Here is a 17,242-nt window from a genome sequence, read left to right as displayed (position 1 = left end):
CGCCCGTGCAGATCTGGACGCCCTATTGCGGCGCCGCGCCGCTCCCCGCCGAGCTCGTCGTACGCTGGAACTTCGATCCAGTTCTCATTGCAACCCTCGCCCTTGCGGCGTTGATCGTCGCCGAACGCAAGGGGGAGGTGCGGTGGGCGGGGCTTGCTGGTTTGGCCGTTCTCGCCGTCATCTTCGTCTCGCCGCTTTGCGCGCTCAGCTCAGCGCTGTTCTCGGCGCGGACGATTCACCACGTGCTGCTGGTGGCTCTGGCCGCACCGCTTCTGGCCTGGAGCCTACCGATGTGGCGCAACCAGCGGCTCGCCGGCGCCACCATCGTCCAGACCGTTGTCTTCTGGGCGTGGCACGCACCGACCGCCTACGCCGCGGCGATGGACAGCGACAGCGTCTACTGGCTCATGCAGGCGAGCCTGCTGGCCGCTGCGATCGGGTTCTGGTGCGCGGTCAGATCCGCGCGCGGACCGGCGGCGGCGGCGGGCCTGTTGGCGGCGATGGTCGGTATGGGCCTGCTGGGCGCCATCCTCACCTTCGCAGAGGCACCCCTTTACGCCCCGCACCAGGATTCGACCCTCGCCTGGGGGCTCACGGCCCTGGAGGATCAGCAGGCAGCTGGCCTGATCATGTGGGCCCCTGCGGCCGCGGTCTATCTGCTGGCCTCCCTCGCGACGATGTACAGGTCGCTGGCGCCCGCCCGCCAGGCATCTTCGGCATGATCGATCGGCTGATCGTCAATGTGCTCGCCTGGGCGGCGGGTCATGCCGATGAGGGCCGCTACTCGCCGGTCGCTATTCTGTTCCACTGGACCATGGCCGGCCTGGCGGCTGGGCAGCTCGTCCTGGGCTGGTGGATGGGACGCCTGCCGGTCGGCGCGAGCAAGGTCGGCGCGCACGACCTGCACTACGGCGTCGGCGTCCTGATGCTGGTGCTCATCATCGGTCGGGCCGCCTGGCGGTTGTTCGCCCCGCCGGTCATCAACGACGCTGACAAACCGGGGTGGGAGAGCCTGGCCGCTCATGTCACCCACTACGTATTCTACGCCTGCCTCTTCGGTCTGCCACTGACGGGGTGGGCGATGATCTCGGCCACCGCCCGCGAACAGCAGCTGACGCTGTTTGGCGCGGCGCCGTGGCCGCTTCTTCCGTTTCAGGACCTGGTCGCCGAACGGCGCTGGCAGATCGAGGCGGTGGCGGAGTGGCTGCACTTCGGGTTGGTGGTGGCCCTGGTGCTGCTTATCCCCATCCATGTCGTGGCCGCGCTGAAGCATCACTTCATCGACCGGGACGACGTGTTCCACGGGATGCTGCCAATTGTTCCGCAGCGGCCGCGGCGGCGGACAATCTGGCAGCGTCGCTATAGGGCTTTGGAGAAGCAGGCTGACGCTCTGACCAAACGGCTATTGCGCGCGCTTCGCTCTCCGTCAGACGGGCGATCGCGACCGACATGATCCCGCGCGGGTCATTGCGGCGCGCGCCCGTTCGCCAGCGTTCCATCTGGTCCAGGTGATAGGCTGCAGGTTGTCCCGCCAGGGATGGTGAACCGGGACCAACGCCGCGCCCGTCATCGCCATGGCAGGTGGCGCAGGCGATCAGTCCGCGGGCTGGATCGCCGCGCAGCCAGATCGATGGAGGCGGCGCGGCCCGCCGATCGGCGGGCGGCGGGGTGAGGGCGGCGTAGTAGGTCGCGACCGCGCGGCGATCTTCATGCGAGAGCCAGCGCGTCGCCGCTTGCATGCTTGCGTCCTTACGCAGTCCCGAGGCGTAGTCGTCCAATTGCTTTTGCATGTAGCCCGCGCTCAATCCCGCCAGACGCGGCGCGCTCTGACCGTCGCCTTCTCCTGACAGACCGTGGCAGGCGAAACAGGCGTTAGCCGGTCCGCCGCGGCCACCGCTCATGGCGATCACCTGGCCGTCGGCTGTGAAGGCGTCCTTGCGAGGTTCGGGAAGGGCGCCGCAGGCCGCGATCAGGCCGCTGAGCGGCAGCAAGGCGAAGGCGAAGCGCACGTCATCCTCAACACCGATCGCGCTAAGTGGGTTCCGAAACGGAACCTGAGCCGCCGGCTGATGTTTTCAGGACGGCAAGGGAGGCGAGATGAATGGGCGTGCGACATCGCCTTGGCGGATGGGGATGATGGCGGCCCTGATCGCCTTCCTCTCCGCCTGCTCGGACAAAAGCCGGCCAGCGCGCCAGATTGCGGGCGCCGATCCAAGCCGCGGCCTTGAATTGATCGATCAGGTGGGCTGCGGCGCCTGCCACGTTATTCCAGGTCTGGCCTGGCCGCAGGGGAGGACCGGGGGGTCGCTGGAGGGCTTCGGCGAGCGGCCCTTGATCGCCGGCCGTTTCCCCAACCAACCTGGAACCCTGGTCGCGTGGCTGCGGGATCCGCCAAGCCTGTCGCCCAACACCGCCATGCCCCCGACGCCGCTCAGCGAAGCGCAGGCTCGGGATGTCGCGGCCTACCTCTACAGCCTCGATGAGCGCTGACCCACGAGCTGTCGCGGGCCTGGAAGGATGGCCGCCGCCGGCCCTCGATCCGGCCGGCCCCTTCGCCGAGCCGGTGAGCGTGCTTTCCTGGGTGCTGTTGGCCATGGGCGGGGCGGTGCTTCTCACCGTTCTCCTGGCCTTGGGCTTGGCGTTGTTCGGACCAAGGCGGTGGCGCCGGCGGCTCGGGGGCCCTTGGCTGGTCTGGATCGGCGGCTTGGCGTTCCCCGTGGTCGTCTTGAGCGCACTGCTCATCTACGGCCTCAGCCTCACGGGCGTCCTCAGCCAGGCCCCGGCGCCTGGCGAGATGCGGGTGCGCGTCACCGGAGAGATGTGGTGGTGGCGCGTGGCCTACCTTAACGCCGACGGCCGCGAAGTCATGCAGGACGCGAACGAGGTGCACATTCCAGTCGGTCGGCCGGTCGTCTTCGAACTGGACGCCGCTGACGTGATTCACAGCTTCTGGGTCCCACGCCTGGGCGGGAAGCGGGACATGATCCCGGGCCGGCGGAATGTCCTGCGTCTGCAGGCTGATGCGCCCGGAGTTTATGCCGGCCAGTGCGCTGAGTACTGCGGCGGGCCCCATGCGCTTATGGGGTTCGTGGTCGTGGCGCACACGCCGGAGGCGTTCGAGGCTTGGCGGGCTCAACGTGCGGCGCCGGCTCGTGCGCCGGTCGGGCCGCTGGCCATGCGGGGGGCCGAAGTCTTCGCCTCAGCCGGATGCGGGGCCTGCCACACAGTTCGCGGCTCGGTCGCAAACGGCCTGGCCGGTCCCGACCTCACCCATGTCGGATCGCGTCGCACTCTGGGCGCAGGCATTTTGCCGAACAACCGCGGGACCCTGGCTGGCTGGATCTCCGACAGCCAGGCAATCAAGCCCGGCAATCGCATGCCGGCATATCCGGTGCTGCAGGGGCGGGATCTACAGGCGTTGGCGGCCTATCTTGAGGGGCTCCGATGACGTTGAGGAGGATCCCCATCAGCCTCCTCGACGAGCGGTTCCCCACTAAGAGCCGGCGGCCGGCGGGCGAACTTCCCGAACTGGAAGAGATCTGGTGCCGCCCCAAGGGCTGGGGCTGGTTCACCGCCATCAACAACAACTTCGTCGGCGTCTATTATGTGGGCGCCGCCATGCTGTTCTTCGTACTGGCCGGGGCCCTCGCCCTCCTCATGCGCACACAGCTCGCCCTGCCGCTGAACGGGGTTCTCGGTCAGGAGACCTACAACCAGATCTTCACCGTGCATGGCACCATGATGATGTTCCTCTTCGCGGTCCCCGCGGTGGAAGCGCTGGGCGTCCTCCTGTTGCCGCAGATGCTGGGCGCCCGCGACCTGCCGTTTCCGCGGCTGAGCGCCTATGCCTTCTGGGCCTATCTGATCGGCGGCCTGGCTTTCTTCGCCTCGCTGTTCTTCGGCCTCGCGCCCAGCGGGGGCTGGTTCATGTATCCGCCATTGAGCAGCTCCACCTGGTCTCCGGGCATCAACGCCGATTTCTGGCTGCTCGGCATAGGGTTCATCGAAATCTCCGCAATCGCCGGCGCGATCGAGATCATCGTCGGGGTCCTGCGCACCCGCGCGCCCGGCATGACCCTCGACAAGCTGCCGGTGTTCGCCTGGGCGATGCTGATCTTCGCGGTGATGATTATTGTCGCCTTCCCATCGGTGATCCTGGCGACCACCCTGATGGAGCTGGAGCGGGCTCTGAACTGGCCGTTCTTCGATCCGGCGCGGGGCGGCGATCCGCTGCTGTGGCAGCACCTTTTCTGGTTCTTCGGGCACCCGGAGGTCTACATCATCTTCCTGCCGGCGGCCGGGGCGATGTCGACCATTATTCCAGCGGTCGCCCGGACCCCTCTGGTGGCCTATCCGCTCGTCGTTCTGGCCATGCTCGCGACCGGCTTCATCAGCTTTGGCGTTTGGGCGCACCACATGTTCACGACCGGCATGCCGCGCCTGTCGATCAACGTCTTTTCCGCCGCCTCCATGGCCGTCTCGATCCCGGCGGGAATCCAGGTCTTCGCCTGGATCGCGACCCTGGCCGACGGCCGCCCGCGCTTCACCACGACGGGCCTCTTCATCATCGGCTCCGTCATCATCTTCACGATGGGCGGCCTGACCGGCGTGATGGTGGCCATGGTCCCATTCGACTGGCAGGCCCACGACACGTACTTCGTGGTCGCGCATCTGCACTATGTGCTGATCGGCGGCATGGTTTTCCCGATGTTTGCGGCCATCTACTACTGGCTGCCGATGGTGAGCGCCCGGCCGTTGAGCGAGAGGCTCGGCCGGTGGGTGTTCGCCCTGATGTTCACGGGCGTGCACGTCACCTTCCTGCCCATGCATCTGACCGGGCTGATGGGGATGCCCAGGCGCGTCTACACCTATCTTCCCGGGCGTGACTGGGAGCTCCCGAACCTGATCTCCACTCTGGGCGCTTTCATCTTCGGGATCGCGGTCGCGCTGTGGATCTTCGACATGATCCGCAATTTCCGGCCCTTCGGTGACCGCGAGGCTGGCGATCTGCACCAGAGCCCCGGCCTGGAATGGGTTCCAGCGGGCCTCTACTCCCTTCGATCCATTCCTATTGTCAAAAGCCTCTATCCGCTTTGGGACCAACCCGACCTGAAGGCCGACGTGGTGGCCGGTCGTTACCTCTTGCCGGGTTCAGCAATGGGAGGTCGCGAGACGATCCTGACGAGCGCCATCGAGGCGGAGCCGCAGGCTCTGCTGCGTATGCCCGCCCCCTCTCCGTGGCCCATTTGGGCGGCGGTGTTCACCGCCGGATTCTTCCTGCTGTTGACCGTCCAGGCCTACGCAGCTTGCGTGGTGAGCGGGGTCCTAGGCGTCTACTGCATCATGCAGTGGTGCTGGTCGCTCGACCTGCCCGTCGAGGCGGAGGTCGCCCATATCGGCGGCCACATCCGTGTGCCCACCTATGTCGCCGGGCCGGCCGGTCACGGATGGTGGGCGATGGTGATCACCCTCATCGTCGCGGCCATGGTGTTTGTGATGATGGCGTTCAGCTACGTGTTTCTCTGGAGCCGCAACCCCGCCATCTGGTCGCCGCCGCCCGCGCACGGGGTCCTCTACGTGGGGATCGGCCTCTACGCCGGCGCCGCGCTCGCCGCGCTGACGGCCTGCCGACTGGCGCGCCTCGGCCGCGCATGCGCGCGCTGGAGCGTTGCGGGTCTGGTGCTCGCCGCGGATCTCGTCGCCGGCGCCTGGATACTGGACTTCCAAGCTTGGCGCGACGCCGGTCTGCGCGGCGAGGCGAGCGCCCATGGCGCCATCGTCTACGCCTTCCTGGTGTGGCAGTCGCTGTTCGTCGGCGTGGCTGCGTTGATGGCGATCTACGCCATCCTACGTCTGTTCTTTGGGCTTGTCGCACCCGAGCGTCCGACGACCGGCGACCTGATCGGTCTCTTCCTGATCTACAGCGCAGGGCAGGGGGGCGCTTCGATGCTGATCACCCACCTGTTCCCGGGAGCCTGATCCCATGAGGCCCTGGCTCCTGATGTTGGCGGGCCTTGGAATCTGGGCGCTCCACTTCACGGGCGTCTATGTCGTCGTCAGCCTGCAAGATCTTGCCTGGCCCGAAGAGTCTGGTCGGTGGCGTCTCATCGCTGTGCTGTTCACCGGGTTCTGCGCGGCTATGTGCGCCGCCGCCTTGGCGCTGGCCTTGCGCTACGCGGCCGATCTCGCGCCGGGGCCGCACCAGTTCATGGGATACCTGGGCGCGGCCGGCGCAGCCCTCGCCTTGACGGCCGTCACATGGCAGGGCCTCGCCGTCCTGTTTGCCTAAGGGCTTCGATCGGGCGTGAGCACCATGATGTTTCCCTCGACGCGCCAACTCGCGAGGCGTGTGAGGAAGTTCATGCCCAGAATATCGACCCCGCCAAGCCCCGGTGAGATCACGACCTTCAAATCAGACGCGGTCATCGCCCCAAGCTCGAGTTGTTCCACCGTAGCGGGCCGAGCCTGCACGATTCCGTTTGCGGTCCTCGCGAAGATCGGAGCCACTCCGGCGTCCGGACGCACGCCGGCTTGCTTGGCGGTCTCTACCGAAAGGCCGGTGACGGTCGCGCCGCTATCGACCAACATACGTGTCTCCACGCCATTGACCGTGACCCGAACCCAGAAATGGCCATCCGGCGACATCCGGATCCGAATCTCATCGCCGCTGACTTGCTGGCGTTCGAGCCCGGTGTGCTCCAGGAGCGGCGCCAGCCAAGGCTGAAAAGGCGCCTGCTGCAGGAAGAAGAAGAGGCACAGCGCCAGGATGCCGAAGGAGACCACGCCGCGCAGGGCCTGACCCACATAGGGCAGCCGGAAGAGCAGGGACAGAACGAGGGCGGACCCCAGCGCGTAGAGGGCCAACTGCTGCCAGGATGGTATCGTGCTAAGCATCTTCTCTATCAACGGTTCACTGACTTACGCAGCCTCGTCTCCGAGGCGCCGTGTCAGAAGATTTCTCCGCCGCCCTGCGCCAGATGACCACAACGACCGCAACAAGGCGGACGCCCCATACAGTCTTGGAGGCGTCTTCAGCGAGCTGCGGGCGACCACGTCCCAGGCCAAGCCCCCGCTGACCAGGAGGACGGCGGTGGCGGCGAAAACCGCGAAACTGCGTCTAGTCGTCACGGCCAAGCTTGCGGACACGGCTGATGCCGCCGCCTGTCCGACCAGCGCGCGCCGCGAGGCTGCGATCTTTGGAAAATGCCCGTTCCTGGGGTTCGACGCTCATACCACCCTTGGCGGCGATCTCCCGCCGTCGGTCGGGAGACAGCTTGGCAAACCCACGTAGCTTCTTCGGTTCGTCGGTCATTGAGCGCCTACAGAGCAAAGGATTTTCAGAGCGAGGCTATACAACGCTGGGCTTCGGCCGCTGATCCGATCGCGCCAACGATGGCCCTCAAACCTACCACTTCAGCCTCCAACTGAGCCTTCACTATTCCAACAAGCGCGCAGTGTCGGGAGTGCTCGCGTCTGCGGCGCTGGTGAGCCCAGCGTCTGCCGATCCCGTAAAGCCATCCCCGACCGCGACCCGATGCCGACCTATCTCGTCAAGGGAAGACCTTTAGCGCCCCTTCCGAGCCCGATCCCCGGCCAAAAGCGGCGACAGGTCCGCCTCGCTGACCTCCTCGTCATCGAGGAAATTCACCCGAGCCTCCGGATGCCAGGTCACGGTTTCCCAATCCAACGGCGGGTCCTGCGCCAGTATCGCGGGCTGACCAAAACCGTGAACCAGCAGCGTGTTCATTCCGACGCTGAGCGCCCACCCCCAACGGCCATGGGCGGGGCCGGCGTCACGGGCGATCACCTCGGTCATCTCCAAGTGGAGGACGTGGTAGATCCCGCTCGGCTCACGGCGGGCGAAGGCGAACAGGCCCGCAAGCCGAATGAAGCGCCCGTCACGGTGCGAGAGCGCCAGAAACGGGACGCCGCCAATCAGAATGTCGCTCATGTTAATATCTCCAGTCCGGAACATAAGCAGAACATATGAAGCTTGTGGAGTCCGGATTGACCCCAAGGCGCGAAACGCTGCCGGGCAGCTGTCAGGCAGGACCGGCAGCTAGATTGATCGGCGAGCGGGCAGGGGGCTCTGTGGCGCCCAACTCTTTCTAAAACCTGGCTCACGCGCCCAAATGCCAGAGCCGGGACGTTGCGCGAAGACCCGGCTAGGGCGGGGGCCCGGGCTTGTCCATGCGTTCTCGCCAGCGAAGCTCCCGGCGCCGGTCGAACTCCTGTTTCCAAGACGGGACCTTCTGGCTGCTCGGATCGAACCACAGGATGGCGACGCTCCACCGTGATATCTTGCAGGCCTTGCACACGCCTTTGAGCAGTCCCGCCAAGTCGCTGACCTTGGTGAGCCCGTCGCCCCGGCCGGCCGCCTTAAGCTTGGCGACCACACCTTCGGCATTGGTGACGTGGCTGCGGCCGCACCCCGCACAGCGGATCTCGACCCCGACATAGTCGCGCCGGCACAACTCCCCGATCGTAAGGGGATGCTCCGGCCTCTCTTCGAAAAAGAGCGCGCAGCTGTCCAGGCGCGCGCACCGCAAGGTGTGCTGAATGGTCCTGACGGGAAGCGCGCCCATGCCCTTGGCGATCAGTTCCCCGAGATCGAGATGGCAGGTGCGCCGGCAGTCGCGGGTGTGGCAGCGGCCGCGCACATCGACACGCCGCGCCAGATAGCCGGCCACGGTCGGAATTTCCTCAAGTCGGCCGGAGGTGATGGTCCATCCGGCCGCAGGACGATGACCAGACCCGAACATGCCTCCGGTGAACATATCAAGAACATCAGAGTCAAGCAGCTTAACCAAGGTGCCGAAATCGCCGGTGGACGCCGCCAGCGTTCGGCCGTTCCGCGCCTGGACCGCTAGGGCCGCGTCTTCAAGGCGTGGTGCAGGATCGCGGCCTCGGCGGCCTTGTGTCCGAGATGAGCGCAGGCCAGAAACTATGCCGGTCCATCACTTTAGGTAATATATACTGTACAATATCAAACATCACGTTTGATACGCTGCACGACATCATTTTGTGGGTGCAGATTGAAAATATCATGTGGTGCAATATATCAAGCGAAGAAATAAATGCGCTTGAGAACATCGAATGGAAAATCGAACGGAAAGTCTCATCGCAACGCTCCGCGAGGCGCGGGGCCGAAAAGGTTGGTCTCAACGCGACCTGAGCCAAAGGGCTGGCATGACACAGGCGCATATCTCAAGGATCGAGAACGGCGCGGTTGACCTCAAGCTCTCCACCTTCCTGGAGCTCGCTCGACTGCTGGACCTGGAACCCATCCTTGCCCCCAGATCGGCCCTGTCGGCGCTCAACGCTGTGATCCGGGAGGCTGACGCCAATCGCGAAGCTCGCTCGGTGCGTGGCGCCGCCAATTCGCTGCAACAACTGGTTCGCATCGCCAGGCTCCAGCACCCTAAGGAACCGGCTGTCGAGCGCTTGAGTGAACTGCTCCGGGACCTTCATCCTCTTGAGCCGCTTTTCCGCACGCCGTCTGAGCTTGCCGAGCTCCAGGACATCACCGACCAACTGCAGTCTGCAGGTCGGCATGCGGATCTTGCCAACCTTAAGAAGGCGGTCGACCGCCTTGCCCAGCTGCGTAACCGCCTGGTCCATTCGCAGCCCAAGACCGGGCGCCCCGCCTACAGCCTGGACGATGAGGACTAGCCATGGTCGACATCCTTCGCGTCCGTCTCGGCGAGCGCGCCGTGGGATCCATCACTGGCCTTGGTGGGGATCGCTCGATCTTCACGTTTGACGACGACTACGCGGCAGATCCGCAGCGTCCAACCGTGAGCCTTTCGTTCAAGAGCGCGACCGGTCACCTCATCGACGAGCCGAGAAGCACCCAGACGCGGCTGATGCCGTTCTTCTCAAACCTGCTGCCTGAAGGCCCCCTGCGGAACTATCTGGCCGAACGGGCTGGCTTAACGCCAGCCCGGGAGTTCTTCCTGCTCTGGGCCCTGGGCCCTGACCTGCCAGGTGCGATCACCGTCGCCACCCAGGATGGTCAGCCACTCCCGCCGGGCGCTGGGCCAGCCGGTGAGGACGCTTCCGCAAGACAGTCCAACACGGTTCTGCGATTCTCGCTGGCCGGCGTACAGCTCAAGTTCTCCGCCGTGGAAAAGGCCTCGGGCGGTCTGACCGTGCCAGCGAGAGGTGTCGGCGGCGATTGGATCGTGAAGTTGCCCTCGACCAGGTTCGCCGGCGTTTCCGAGAATGAGTTCTCGATGATGACGCTCGCCCGTCACGTCGGGATAAACGTTCCCGACATCCAACTGCTTGATCTCGATCAGATCGGAGATTTGCCCGACGGCGTAGGAAAACTCGAAGGCGCGGCCTATGCGATCAAACGGTTCGATCGTCTGGCGACCGGCGAGCGAATTCACATGGAGGACTTCGCTCAGGTCTTTGGCGTCTATCCCGAGGAAAAGTACGAGCGCGCCTCTTACAAGAACATCGCACAGGTCGTCTGGCGTGAAACGGGGGAGGCCGGGATCGTCGAGTTCATTCGGCGCATCGTGTTCAATGCTCTCATCGGCAATGCGGACATGCATCTGAAGAACTGGTCGCTGTTGTATGGCGACGGACTCAGCGCGACTCTGGCTCCGGCCTACGATTTTGTCTCCACCATGGCCTATATCCCAGACGACAAGGCCGCGCTGAAAGTCGTCCGCAGCAAGTTCTGGACGGATTTCGATCGGGAGGAACTCGTCACCCTCGCGCGAAGAGCCGGGCTGCCGGAGGCCATTGTTCTCGAGACCGGCGCCCAGACGGTCGCCGCCTTCCGCGCAGCCTGGGCCAGCGAACGCGCCCACCTCCCCGTATCGAAGGACGTCGGCGAGGTCGTCGAAAAACAGCTCAAAGTCATCCCGCTTGCGCAGGTCTGATCACCTGCGGCCTACGAGCCCAAGGATGGCGCTGACGTAAGTCCCGCGCCTGGCTACCGGCTACAAGCGGCTATATTCGCGAAGGTCAGTTCTTCAAGGATGAAGGCTGCAGGGAGCCGCGCACCGCGCGGCGGGACGCGCCGTCGAGCAGCCGGCGACGCCCAAAGGCGCGCCCAGCGGCGCACCCGCAGGAGCAGCGCAGCTGCGGGACCGAGTGCGATCGTCGGCGGCTCTCCACAAGTTTTGAACCAATGGCCACGATCAAAACGACGCCCACCACAATCCATGCGGATCTGATGGATGTGAGGAGCGGATCAAAATAGGGCTGCGGGTCAATGGCGAAGTCGCCCGCCGGTTCGGATATACGGCTCAGGGTTTGATAGACGCAGCAGGCGCGACAGGGCGGGAGACAACCATTTTCATCGAACTCATGGGCGCTTCTGGCGCGAGCTATCGCTTCCGGGCCTGGTCCGACCTCGACCAATCTGCAATGGCGGGGAACTTCGTTGTCGCCGAACCCGGGCGCGATGGGATCAAAGTCCTACTGGCAGGGGTCACCAATGATCTCTCCAAGGCTAACGTCTATGCTCGGGAAGCCGGACTAGCCGATAGACCGCTATTTACCCGCCTCAACGTCGCCAGGCTCACACGCCGTCAGGAGCACGACGACATCCTGGCCCAATACGCTTCGGCCAAGGCGCTCGCCGCCGAAGCTTGAAAGCTCCGGCGGCGCCCTAGGCGCCTAGGGCTCAGCTTGCGCCAATTCCTGCAGCCAAATCGAAGCCTGCGAAGCCTTGCTCGCTGCGGTGAAAATTGCGCGTTTGTCGCTCTTTAGGACCGTGAGCCAGGACTGAATATAGGCCGCGTGGTCACGCCGCGGTTCGGAACAAACGCCTAGATCTGCGCAAAGGAACGCCGCGCCAAGTTCGGCGACAAGTTCCTCCATAGCGTAGGCATGCGAACCAAATCGGCCGCCGAGGTCGCGATTGAGGCGCAGGCTTGCACCGCTCCAATGCACCAGTTCGTGGCAGAGGGTCGCGTAGAAGCTTTCGGTAGGCGAACAGGTCGAACTCCCGACGAAACGCTCGCGGCTCGGCATGAGGATTATGTCCTGGGTCGGAAGATAGCAGGCCATATCCGCGCCTTCCCGGATGTTGGCGCCCACACCGCGCAGCAGGACTTCGGCTCGTGCGAGGGGTTCAAACGTCGTTTCGCTCGCCGGCAGCTCAGCCGTCGGCTCAAAGCCTTCGATCTGGCAGGCGTTGAAGACCCTACTGGCGCGCGCGAACATTCGCCTGCGGCCAGGATCTTCTTCATGATCTTCATCGCGTTCACCCGTCATCTTGTAGAAGACGATGAGTGAGGAGCTCTCGCCTTTGCGCACCTGCGCGCCGCGCGCCTGCCATTGGCGATATGTGCCCCAGACGCCTGAGGTGAAGCCCTGGGCGAGGGCCTCTATCCAGAGCACCAAGACATTGACGCCATTGTAGGGTGCTGACGAGGCGACATTGATCGGCCGGGTCAGGGTCCGACCTGAGCTCTCAATCCAAGGAAGCTTAAAGGCGCCGGCTCCCTCTTCGATGGCGGTGATGATCTTCCTGGTGACTGCTGCATGGACGTCGAAGTGTTCGATGGAAGTTTTGCTGGGCATGTCCGGGTTCCTTTCGCTGATCCTTGAGGACGCGAAGGGCCGGGCTGGGCGGCAGGCGGAAGGTCAGCGCCGCAGGCGCGAAACCGGCGACACGGATAGCGAAGCGATCGGAGCGGGCGGCCGGTTGACCAAACGCCGAGCTCAGACAGCCTCAGCGTCACATCTCAAGGAACGGCGAAGGCGGCCGGTCCCCCACAACGGGATCGATTGTTCACGTTCAGTGATCAGCCAACACAGCGCCAAGAGGCGGACGAGCACCCAGCTGCATGCGCGAGCATGACCGCCGCTAACTGCGCTCCCGGTCTCGCCGTCTTGGATTATGTCGCTCCTTCAGGCCGAACAGGCTCGGCAACAGGTGCAGATCGCCAGTTCGTTCGCGCTCGCACATGGCGCGTAGATAGCCCCCGGCGCTCTTAACCTCGCCGCTGCGCCAGCGGGCCAGCACCGTGGCCACGGCGATCGCCGCCCGGTTTCGCCCGAGGGTTTCGCGCGCTTCGCGCCAGGCGGTCAGATTGATCCCAAGCAGGAGGGCGGCCTTGTAGGCGGCCTCCACGAACTCCTCCCAATCGGCCGCGCCCGGATCGTCGAGATGGTGATGGATCTCGGGCACCGCCTCCAGCACCAGGGAGAGCGGGATCACCTCCTCATTGAACGGCGGCTCCGTATCGCCGTGGAGATCATCTGACCTCGGCCGATCCGCAACTACTTCCCCACGCCAAGCAGGATACGTTGCTGTTTCAGCTTTTGGATCGGTTGTAGGTTCTTTGTGGGCTCGGCTTTCAGAGCCCGTGGGCTCCGATTCATCTGCTTTCCGAGCCACAGTCCAAGCCTTGTCCACAGCCGCGAGCAGCGATCCAAACTCGATTTCAAGCGCCATCAGCTCGGCGAGGCTTGGCGTGCGGGGCAGCCGCCCGCTGGCGCGCTCGATCGCCGCTTCCCAGTCGTATCCCTCGAAGTCACGCTCCAACGCATCGGCGCAGACCGTGCGGATCTCCCGACGGATCTCGCCGACCTTGCGCCTCAGATGGCGCCTCTGGGCCTGCTCGAGGCCGCGGGCTGCGGCGAGGTCGGCGAATTCGTCCCAACGGACCGCGAGCGGCGACAGATCAAAACCGAACGCCTCGACGATCTCGCCGGCGTCGCCCCGATAGCCGTAGCGCTTGCCGTTGCCGCTATCGCGCATGTGCACCAGGCCGGCCTTCACGGCCGCCCGGATCAAACCCTGCACCACGGTGCGCGAGCGTTGCAGTTCTTCACCCAGCATGTAGTTGGACGGCCAGGCGATCGGCCGGGTCCTTCCGATCCAGTCGCGCTCATGGGTGACGCGCACAAGCGCGCGTATCAGGCGCACGAGTCCGTCGCCGATCCCCAGCCGGGGCGCGGCCCGCTCGAACCTGTCGAGCAGCATCGCCTTCGAGACGCCTTCCGGCAGTCCTTCATAGGCCTCGGCGATCCGCGCGGTCGCCCATTGGGCGTCCGCCATGCGGCGCACGTCTCCAGTTCCGTCCTGGACGGTCTGCATTTCTCCGCTCCTCCAAGGAGGCCGCGGGCACACAGGTTCCCGTCACGCGAACGCGCGTTTTTGGATTGCAGCGATGTGGGTGATTCGATAGAAAGAGCGGGACTTCTGTGCTCGGTCGGGTTTGCAGACCCGTCTAGCGAATGACCTGGATGAACCCGGCGCGTTTACGCGAGCCGGGTTTTTCTATGTGTCCACGGCGGGTTTCCTTTCGTGTCCGCCATGACCAAAGAACTCGTTCAACAAGGCGGTCAGCGCCGCGTCGCGATTGGTCAGCCCGCGGGTCCGCTTCAGCTCATCCAGCTCGGCGATGAGGTGGCAGGGGACAGCCGCGTGCAGTGGACGCAATCCCTCGGCGCGCGCCTTGGCGCGCCGCTCACGCTGGTATTGCGCTTGATATTGAAGGTCGCGATCGCTCGTCATGGCGACGCTGATAAGAAGGCGATTCCGACGCCGACAATTAATAAAGGTGAACGGCGCCGGCGGCCGACACTGAAATAACGGGCTTGCTCTGCAGAAGAATCGAGGTGCTAACGGCCATCAAGAGGGGAGACTGGGAGGGCTCCTATGGACAGCGATACGCCGACATCTGTGTGTCCTGTGACAGCTCCTTGCATGGTCTACTCGAGGGCGTGGTCTCGCAGAAGGGTGAGATCTTCGCGTCGAAAAGCGGCCCGCTACTTGCGCCTATGCAGGCCTGAATCGACCGTTCTATCGAGGGGAGCGGATTCCAGTTTGATCTTGGTGCTTGGCAAGCGGGTGTTGACGGACTCAAGGCCAGCGTCCTTAGCAAGATTGCTACTGCAACGCAGGATCATGGGTGATGAGCTGCGCGCGGCAGAGCGCTCCGCGTGGATTTTTGCTGAGAAGTCTTTTTGCACTCCGAAAACCGAGCGTGCTTCGCGTTCTTGAGGATCGTCTTAAGGATAGTCCCTGCGCTGAGAGGGTTGGTGGTTCTAGCGTAGGGAGTCGCGGATTTCTTAGCGTTAGTTTTATCGTAGGTCTCAATCGTACGCCTTTCCGTTCCCAATTGGACGGACCTAAAATAACTTTTGAACGCTATGTCGCTAATAGATTGGACGCTATAAAATCCGCTTTTAGAACTGGCAGGCGAAAATGCATCCACGTTTTGTCGAAGGCCGAATTCGCGAGGCGCTTAAGGATACGCCTGTCGTCGCGCTAAACGGGCCTAGACAGTCGGGCAAGACCACGTTGGCGCGGCTGGTCGCGGAGCAAGACCGAACCTATCTCACGCTCGATGACGCCACTACCCTGGAAGCGGCGCGATCAGATCCTGCGGGGTTCGTCAGGGGGTTAGACACCGCGATCATCGATGAGGTGCAGCGGGCGCCAGATCTGATGTTGGCCTTGAAACGGTCTGTCGATGAGGATCGCCGGCCAGGCCGCTTCTTAATCACGGGATCGGCCAATCTCCTGACCATAAAGGCGGCGCGCGAATCCTTGGCCGGCCGCATGGAGGTCATCACTCTGCTTCCGCTGGCCCAGGCCGAAGTGCTCGAGGCGGCCGAGCCGCTATTCCTGACCCAGGCCTTCACCGGAAAACTCCCGAAGGCGGCCCGACCTCCGCTCGGGGCAGACCTAGTCAACATCGTGCTGACGGGCGGCTATCCTGACGTCCTGGCGCGCGAGAGCGCGCGACGGCGGCGTGATTGGTGCCGAGCCTATATTGACGCCATCGCTGAACGGGACGTCCGCGACATTTCCACGATCGAGAAACCTAGCGAGATCCCGAATCTGATCAGGGTTGCCGCCCACCATTCCGGGCAACTCCTGAATTTCACCACGATCAGCACCGACCTGCGTCTCGCGCGCAAGACCGTCGAGAGCTATCTTGACGTGCTCGAACAGCTCTTCTTGGTTCGCCGGCTCGAGCCATGGCACCGCAACGACCTTAGCCGGCTCATCAAGACACCCAAGCTCCACTTCATGGACAGCGCCTTACTAGCCGCCGCGAGGGGGGTGACGGCCGAAAGAATAACGGCCGAGCGCGCGCTATTTGGTCCGATCCTTGAGACGTTTGTCTTCGCCGAGTTGCAAAGGCTGGCGTCCTGGTCAGAGAGCCGCATGCGGTTCTCCCACTATCGCGACAAGGATCAGTTGGAGGTCGACATTGTCCTCGAGAACGAAGAGGGCGGCATGGTTGGCATAGAAGTGAAGGCCGCAGCCACCGTTACGGCCGCCGACTTCAAGGGCCTCAAACGCCTGGCCGATATCGCTGGCGAAACCTTCCGCCTGGGGGTCGTTCTCTATGACGGCGATCAGACGGTTAGCTTTGGCGACAACCTGCTCGCCGCGCCGATCGCGAGTCTCTGGGCGCATTAGGGGAAAAGGCCGGCGTCCGCTCCTCGCAAGCAGGGTCATTCTTGGATAAGAGCGCGCCGGCGCCGACAATGCCGGCGGGCGTGCAGCTTCAACTAAACCGCTTGAACTACTTGAGAATCGAGGCGCGCGGCGAGTTCTATTCGCGGTCGCGCTGGAAGCCAGCCACTGGATTCGACTAGGCCTCGCCCGCTCGGGAGATTGGACGAGGCCCGCGCCGAGCTCTGGCGTGTCGCCCTGCGACAGGAGGCGATCCCTCGCGGGCTGACCGGCTCAAAACTCACTGCCGGGCCGCCGGTTCCATCCTCTCTGACGTGCGCACGCTCGCCGGCAAACTCGCGCCATGAAGCTCACCCTGGATGGCTGCGGCGCGAACGTGGACAGGGGTTCAATGGTGTGAGACCTCTCCGCTTCCATCGGTTGGAAACACCTGGCCCGCCCAGGCGCAGCGGCCGAGGCGGTAGCCGGCAGTAGGCTGGGCATGGCCGGGTCAGCTAGTCGAAGTTCATGGCGGCGGCGAAAGGCTTCCGAGCCCGCCAAAGCCTTCCTCGCCTTGGCGTCATCGGTCTTTGCTCAGCACCCGCGTACCCGCAGATGCACCTTATGATGTCCGGGCCCGCTGTCGTCGCAGATTCTATATGGCGTCAGGACGCCCCAGAAAAATCGCGACGGCCACCGGTTGCGGGCCCACCTTCTCGATGGCCTCGGCTAGCTCTTCGTGCGTCGCGTCTAAGGCTTGGGCGACTTGCTTGACCTGGGCCGCATCGGCGAGGTCGATGGGCTCGTGCGGGTCGAAATTCTTCGGCTCGTCGGGTCGCATGGCGATCTCCCGGTGAT

The 17,242-nt window shown here is 64.3% G+C and carries 18 protein-coding genes and 1 pseudogene; 11 read left to right on the top strand and 8 right to left on the bottom strand.

Going from position 1 to position 17,242, the window contains the following annotated elements; genetic code table 11:
- Positions 1–5: 5 nt before the first annotated feature.
- Complete coding sequence (locus Q8M13_RS05250; protein WP_305298675.1) at positions 6–722, top strand: cytochrome c oxidase assembly protein; 717 nt, start codon at positions 6–8, stop codon at positions 720–722.
- On the top strand, positions 719–1,453 hold the full coding sequence (locus Q8M13_RS05245) for a cytochrome b (RefSeq protein WP_305298674.1): 735 nt from the start codon (positions 719–721) through the stop codon (positions 1,451–1,453). Before Q8M13_RS05250 ends, Q8M13_RS05245 begins: the two co-directional genes overlap by 4 nt.
- Positions 1,454–1,463: 10 nt before the next feature.
- Here Q8M13_RS05245 and Q8M13_RS20970 read toward each other — a convergent pair.
- Positions 1,464–1,901 (bottom strand): annotated as a pseudogene (locus Q8M13_RS20970) (cytochrome c); the annotation flags it as partial.
- A 196-nt stretch (positions 1,902–2,097) separates the two neighbouring features.
- On the opposite strand from Q8M13_RS20970, the gene Q8M13_RS05240 reads away from it, so the two are divergent.
- From Q8M13_RS05240 to Q8M13_RS05225, 4 genes are read left to right on the top strand one after another with little or no spacing between them, the layout of a single operon-like run.
- The gene (locus Q8M13_RS05240; protein WP_305298672.1) at positions 2,098–2,490 is read left to right on the top strand and encodes a cytochrome c family protein; all 393 of its coding nucleotides are present in this window, start codon (positions 2,098–2,100) and stop codon (positions 2,488–2,490) included.
- Entirely contained in the window at positions 2,480–3,448 is a 969-nt protein-coding gene (gene coxB, locus Q8M13_RS05235; protein ID WP_305298670.1) for a cytochrome c oxidase subunit II, read from the top strand. The genes Q8M13_RS05240 and coxB overlap by 11 nt, the downstream gene beginning before the upstream one ends.
- Positions 3,445–5,979, top strand: coding sequence for a cbb3-type cytochrome c oxidase subunit I (locus Q8M13_RS05230; RefSeq protein ID WP_305298669.1), 2,535 nt, complete (start codon positions 3,445–3,447; stop codon positions 5,977–5,979). The genes coxB and Q8M13_RS05230 overlap by 4 nt, the downstream gene beginning before the upstream one ends.
- 4 nt (positions 5,980–5,983) lie before the next feature.
- On the top strand, positions 5,984–6,289 hold the full coding sequence (locus Q8M13_RS05225) for a hypothetical protein (RefSeq protein ID WP_305298667.1): 306 nt from the start codon (positions 5,984–5,986) through the stop codon (positions 6,287–6,289).
- Here the strand turns inward: Q8M13_RS05225 and Q8M13_RS05220 are convergent.
- From Q8M13_RS05220 to Q8M13_RS05205, 4 genes are all read right to left on the bottom strand, one after another.
- Positions 6,286–6,894 carry a TIGR02281 family clan AA aspartic protease gene (locus Q8M13_RS05220; protein WP_305298665.1) on the bottom strand — a complete coding sequence of 203 codons (609 nt, stop codon included), beginning with the start codon at positions 6,892–6,894 and terminating at the stop codon, positions 6,286–6,288. The two genes, Q8M13_RS05225 and Q8M13_RS05220, sit on opposite strands and share 4 nt — an antisense overlap.
- 223 nt (positions 6,895–7,117) lie before the next feature.
- On the bottom strand, positions 7,118–7,312 hold the full coding sequence (locus Q8M13_RS05215) for a KGG domain-containing protein (RefSeq protein WP_305298663.1): 195 nt from the start codon (positions 7,310–7,312) through the stop codon (positions 7,118–7,120).
- Between the two features lie 252 nt (positions 7,313–7,564).
- Positions 7,565–7,951 (bottom strand): hypothetical protein, encoded by a 387-nt coding sequence (locus Q8M13_RS05210; RefSeq protein WP_305298661.1) that lies wholly within the window; start codon positions 7,949–7,951, stop codon positions 7,565–7,567.
- Between the two features lie 214 nt (positions 7,952–8,165).
- Positions 8,166–8,762 carry a hypothetical protein gene (locus Q8M13_RS05205; RefSeq protein ID WP_305298660.1) on the bottom strand — a complete coding sequence of 199 codons (597 nt, stop codon included), beginning with the start codon at positions 8,760–8,762 and terminating at the stop codon, positions 8,166–8,168.
- 334 nt (positions 8,763–9,096) lie between these two features.
- Here Q8M13_RS05205 and Q8M13_RS05200 point away from each other — a divergent pair, with 334 nt between their 5' ends.
- From Q8M13_RS05200 to Q8M13_RS05190, 3 genes are all read left to right on the top strand, one after another.
- Positions 9,097–9,672: a helix-turn-helix domain-containing protein gene (locus Q8M13_RS05200; protein ID WP_305298658.1), complete on the top strand. Its 576-nt coding sequence runs from the start codon at positions 9,097–9,099 to the stop codon at positions 9,670–9,672.
- A gap of 2 nt (positions 9,673–9,674) precedes the next feature.
- Positions 9,675–10,895, top strand: coding sequence for a type II toxin-antitoxin system HipA family toxin (locus Q8M13_RS05195; RefSeq protein ID WP_305298656.1), 1,221 nt, complete (start codon positions 9,675–9,677; stop codon positions 10,893–10,895).
- A gap of 430 nt (positions 10,896–11,325) precedes the next feature.
- Complete coding sequence (locus Q8M13_RS05190; protein ID WP_305298654.1) at positions 11,326–11,613, top strand: hypothetical protein; 288 nt, start codon at positions 11,326–11,328, stop codon at positions 11,611–11,613.
- A gap of 24 nt (positions 11,614–11,637) precedes the next feature.
- On the opposite strand, the gene Q8M13_RS05185 is transcribed toward Q8M13_RS05190, so the two are convergent.
- Together Q8M13_RS05185 and repC are read right to left on the bottom strand one after the other, a co-directional pair.
- A complete protein-coding gene (locus Q8M13_RS05185; RefSeq protein ID WP_305298653.1) occupies positions 11,638–12,546 on the bottom strand; it encodes an ArdC family protein in 909 nt (302 codons plus the stop codon).
- Positions 12,547–12,832: 286 nt separating this feature from the next.
- On the bottom strand, positions 12,833–14,068 hold the full coding sequence (gene repC, locus Q8M13_RS05180; RefSeq protein WP_305298651.1) for a plasmid replication protein RepC: 1,236 nt from the start codon (positions 14,066–14,068) through the stop codon (positions 12,833–12,835).
- Between the two features lie 219 nt (positions 14,069–14,287).
- Here repC and Q8M13_RS05175 point away from each other — a divergent pair, with 219 nt between their 5' ends.
- A complete protein-coding gene (locus tag Q8M13_RS05175; RefSeq protein WP_305298649.1) occupies positions 14,288–14,566 on the top strand; it encodes a hypothetical protein in 279 nt (92 codons plus the stop codon).
- A gap of 615 nt (positions 14,567–15,181) precedes the next feature.
- The gene (locus tag Q8M13_RS05170) at positions 15,182–16,408 is read left to right on the top strand and encodes an ATP-binding protein (protein WP_305298648.1); all 1,227 of its coding nucleotides are present in this window, start codon (positions 15,182–15,184) and stop codon (positions 16,406–16,408) included.
- A gap of 631 nt (positions 16,409–17,039) precedes the next feature.
- Here the strand turns inward: Q8M13_RS05170 and Q8M13_RS05165 are convergent.
- Positions 17,040–17,225, bottom strand: coding sequence for a DUF3606 domain-containing protein (locus Q8M13_RS05165; RefSeq protein ID WP_305298647.1), 186 nt, complete (start codon positions 17,223–17,225; stop codon positions 17,040–17,042).
- Positions 17,226–17,242 lie beyond the last annotated feature (17 nt).

Source organism: Phenylobacterium sp., assembly GCF_030681155.1.
In the GTDB taxonomy this organism is placed as follows: Bacteria; Pseudomonadota; Alphaproteobacteria; order Caulobacterales; family Caulobacteraceae; genus Phenylobacterium.
Note: the sequence above shows the minus strand (reverse complement) of the source record. Positions and strands in the feature narration are given on the sequence as shown.

What these genes read in the sequence shown, in the direction of transcription:
- Q8M13_RS05245 (WP_305298674.1), top strand. Translation starts at nt 719, where the DNA reads ATGATCGATCGGCTGATCGTCAATGTGCTCGCCTGGGCGGCGGGTCAT.
- Q8M13_RS05205 (WP_305298660.1), bottom strand. Translation starts at nt 8,762, where the DNA reads ATGTTCGGGTCTGGTCATCGTCCTGCGGCCGGATGGACCATCACCTCC.
- Q8M13_RS05165 (WP_305298647.1), bottom strand. Translation starts at nt 17,225, where the DNA reads ATGCGACCCGACGAGCCGAAGAATTTCGACCCGCACGAGCCCATCGAC.
- Q8M13_RS05240 (WP_305298672.1), top strand. Translation starts at nt 2,098, where the DNA reads ATGAATGGGCGTGCGACATCGCCTTGGCGGATGGGGATGATGGCGGCC.
- Q8M13_RS05215 (WP_305298663.1), bottom strand. Translation starts at nt 7,312, where the DNA reads ATGACCGACGAACCGAAGAAGCTACGTGGGTTTGCCAAGCTGTCTCCC.
- Q8M13_RS05195 (WP_305298656.1), top strand. Translation starts at nt 9,675, where the DNA reads ATGGTCGACATCCTTCGCGTCCGTCTCGGCGAGCGCGCCGTGGGATCC.
- Q8M13_RS05225 (WP_305298667.1), top strand. Translation starts at nt 5,984, where the DNA reads ATGAGGCCCTGGCTCCTGATGTTGGCGGGCCTTGGAATCTGGGCGCTC.
- repC (WP_305298651.1), bottom strand. Translation starts at nt 14,068, where the DNA reads ATGCAGACCGTCCAGGACGGAACTGGAGACGTGCGCCGCATGGCGGAC.
- Q8M13_RS05190 (WP_305298654.1), top strand. Translation starts at nt 11,326, where the DNA reads ATGGGCGCTTCTGGCGCGAGCTATCGCTTCCGGGCCTGGTCCGACCTC.
- Q8M13_RS05210 (WP_305298661.1), bottom strand. Translation starts at nt 7,951, where the DNA reads ATGAGCGACATTCTGATTGGCGGCGTCCCGTTTCTGGCGCTCTCGCAC.
- Q8M13_RS05185 (WP_305298653.1), bottom strand. Translation starts at nt 12,546, where the DNA reads ATGCCCAGCAAAACTTCCATCGAACACTTCGACGTCCATGCAGCAGTC.
- Q8M13_RS05170 (WP_305298648.1), top strand. Translation starts at nt 15,182, where the DNA reads ATGCATCCACGTTTTGTCGAAGGCCGAATTCGCGAGGCGCTTAAGGAT.
- coxB (WP_305298670.1), top strand. Translation starts at nt 2,480, where the DNA reads ATGAGCGCTGACCCACGAGCTGTCGCGGGCCTGGAAGGATGGCCGCCG.
- Q8M13_RS05200 (WP_305298658.1), top strand. Translation starts at nt 9,097, where the DNA reads ATGGAAAATCGAACGGAAAGTCTCATCGCAACGCTCCGCGAGGCGCGG.
- Q8M13_RS05230 (WP_305298669.1), top strand. Translation starts at nt 3,445, where the DNA reads ATGACGTTGAGGAGGATCCCCATCAGCCTCCTCGACGAGCGGTTCCCC.
- Q8M13_RS05175 (WP_305298649.1), top strand. Translation starts at nt 14,288, where the DNA reads ATGACCAAAGAACTCGTTCAACAAGGCGGTCAGCGCCGCGTCGCGATT.
- Q8M13_RS05220 (WP_305298665.1), bottom strand. Translation starts at nt 6,894, where the DNA reads ATGCTTAGCACGATACCATCCTGGCAGCAGTTGGCCCTCTACGCGCTG.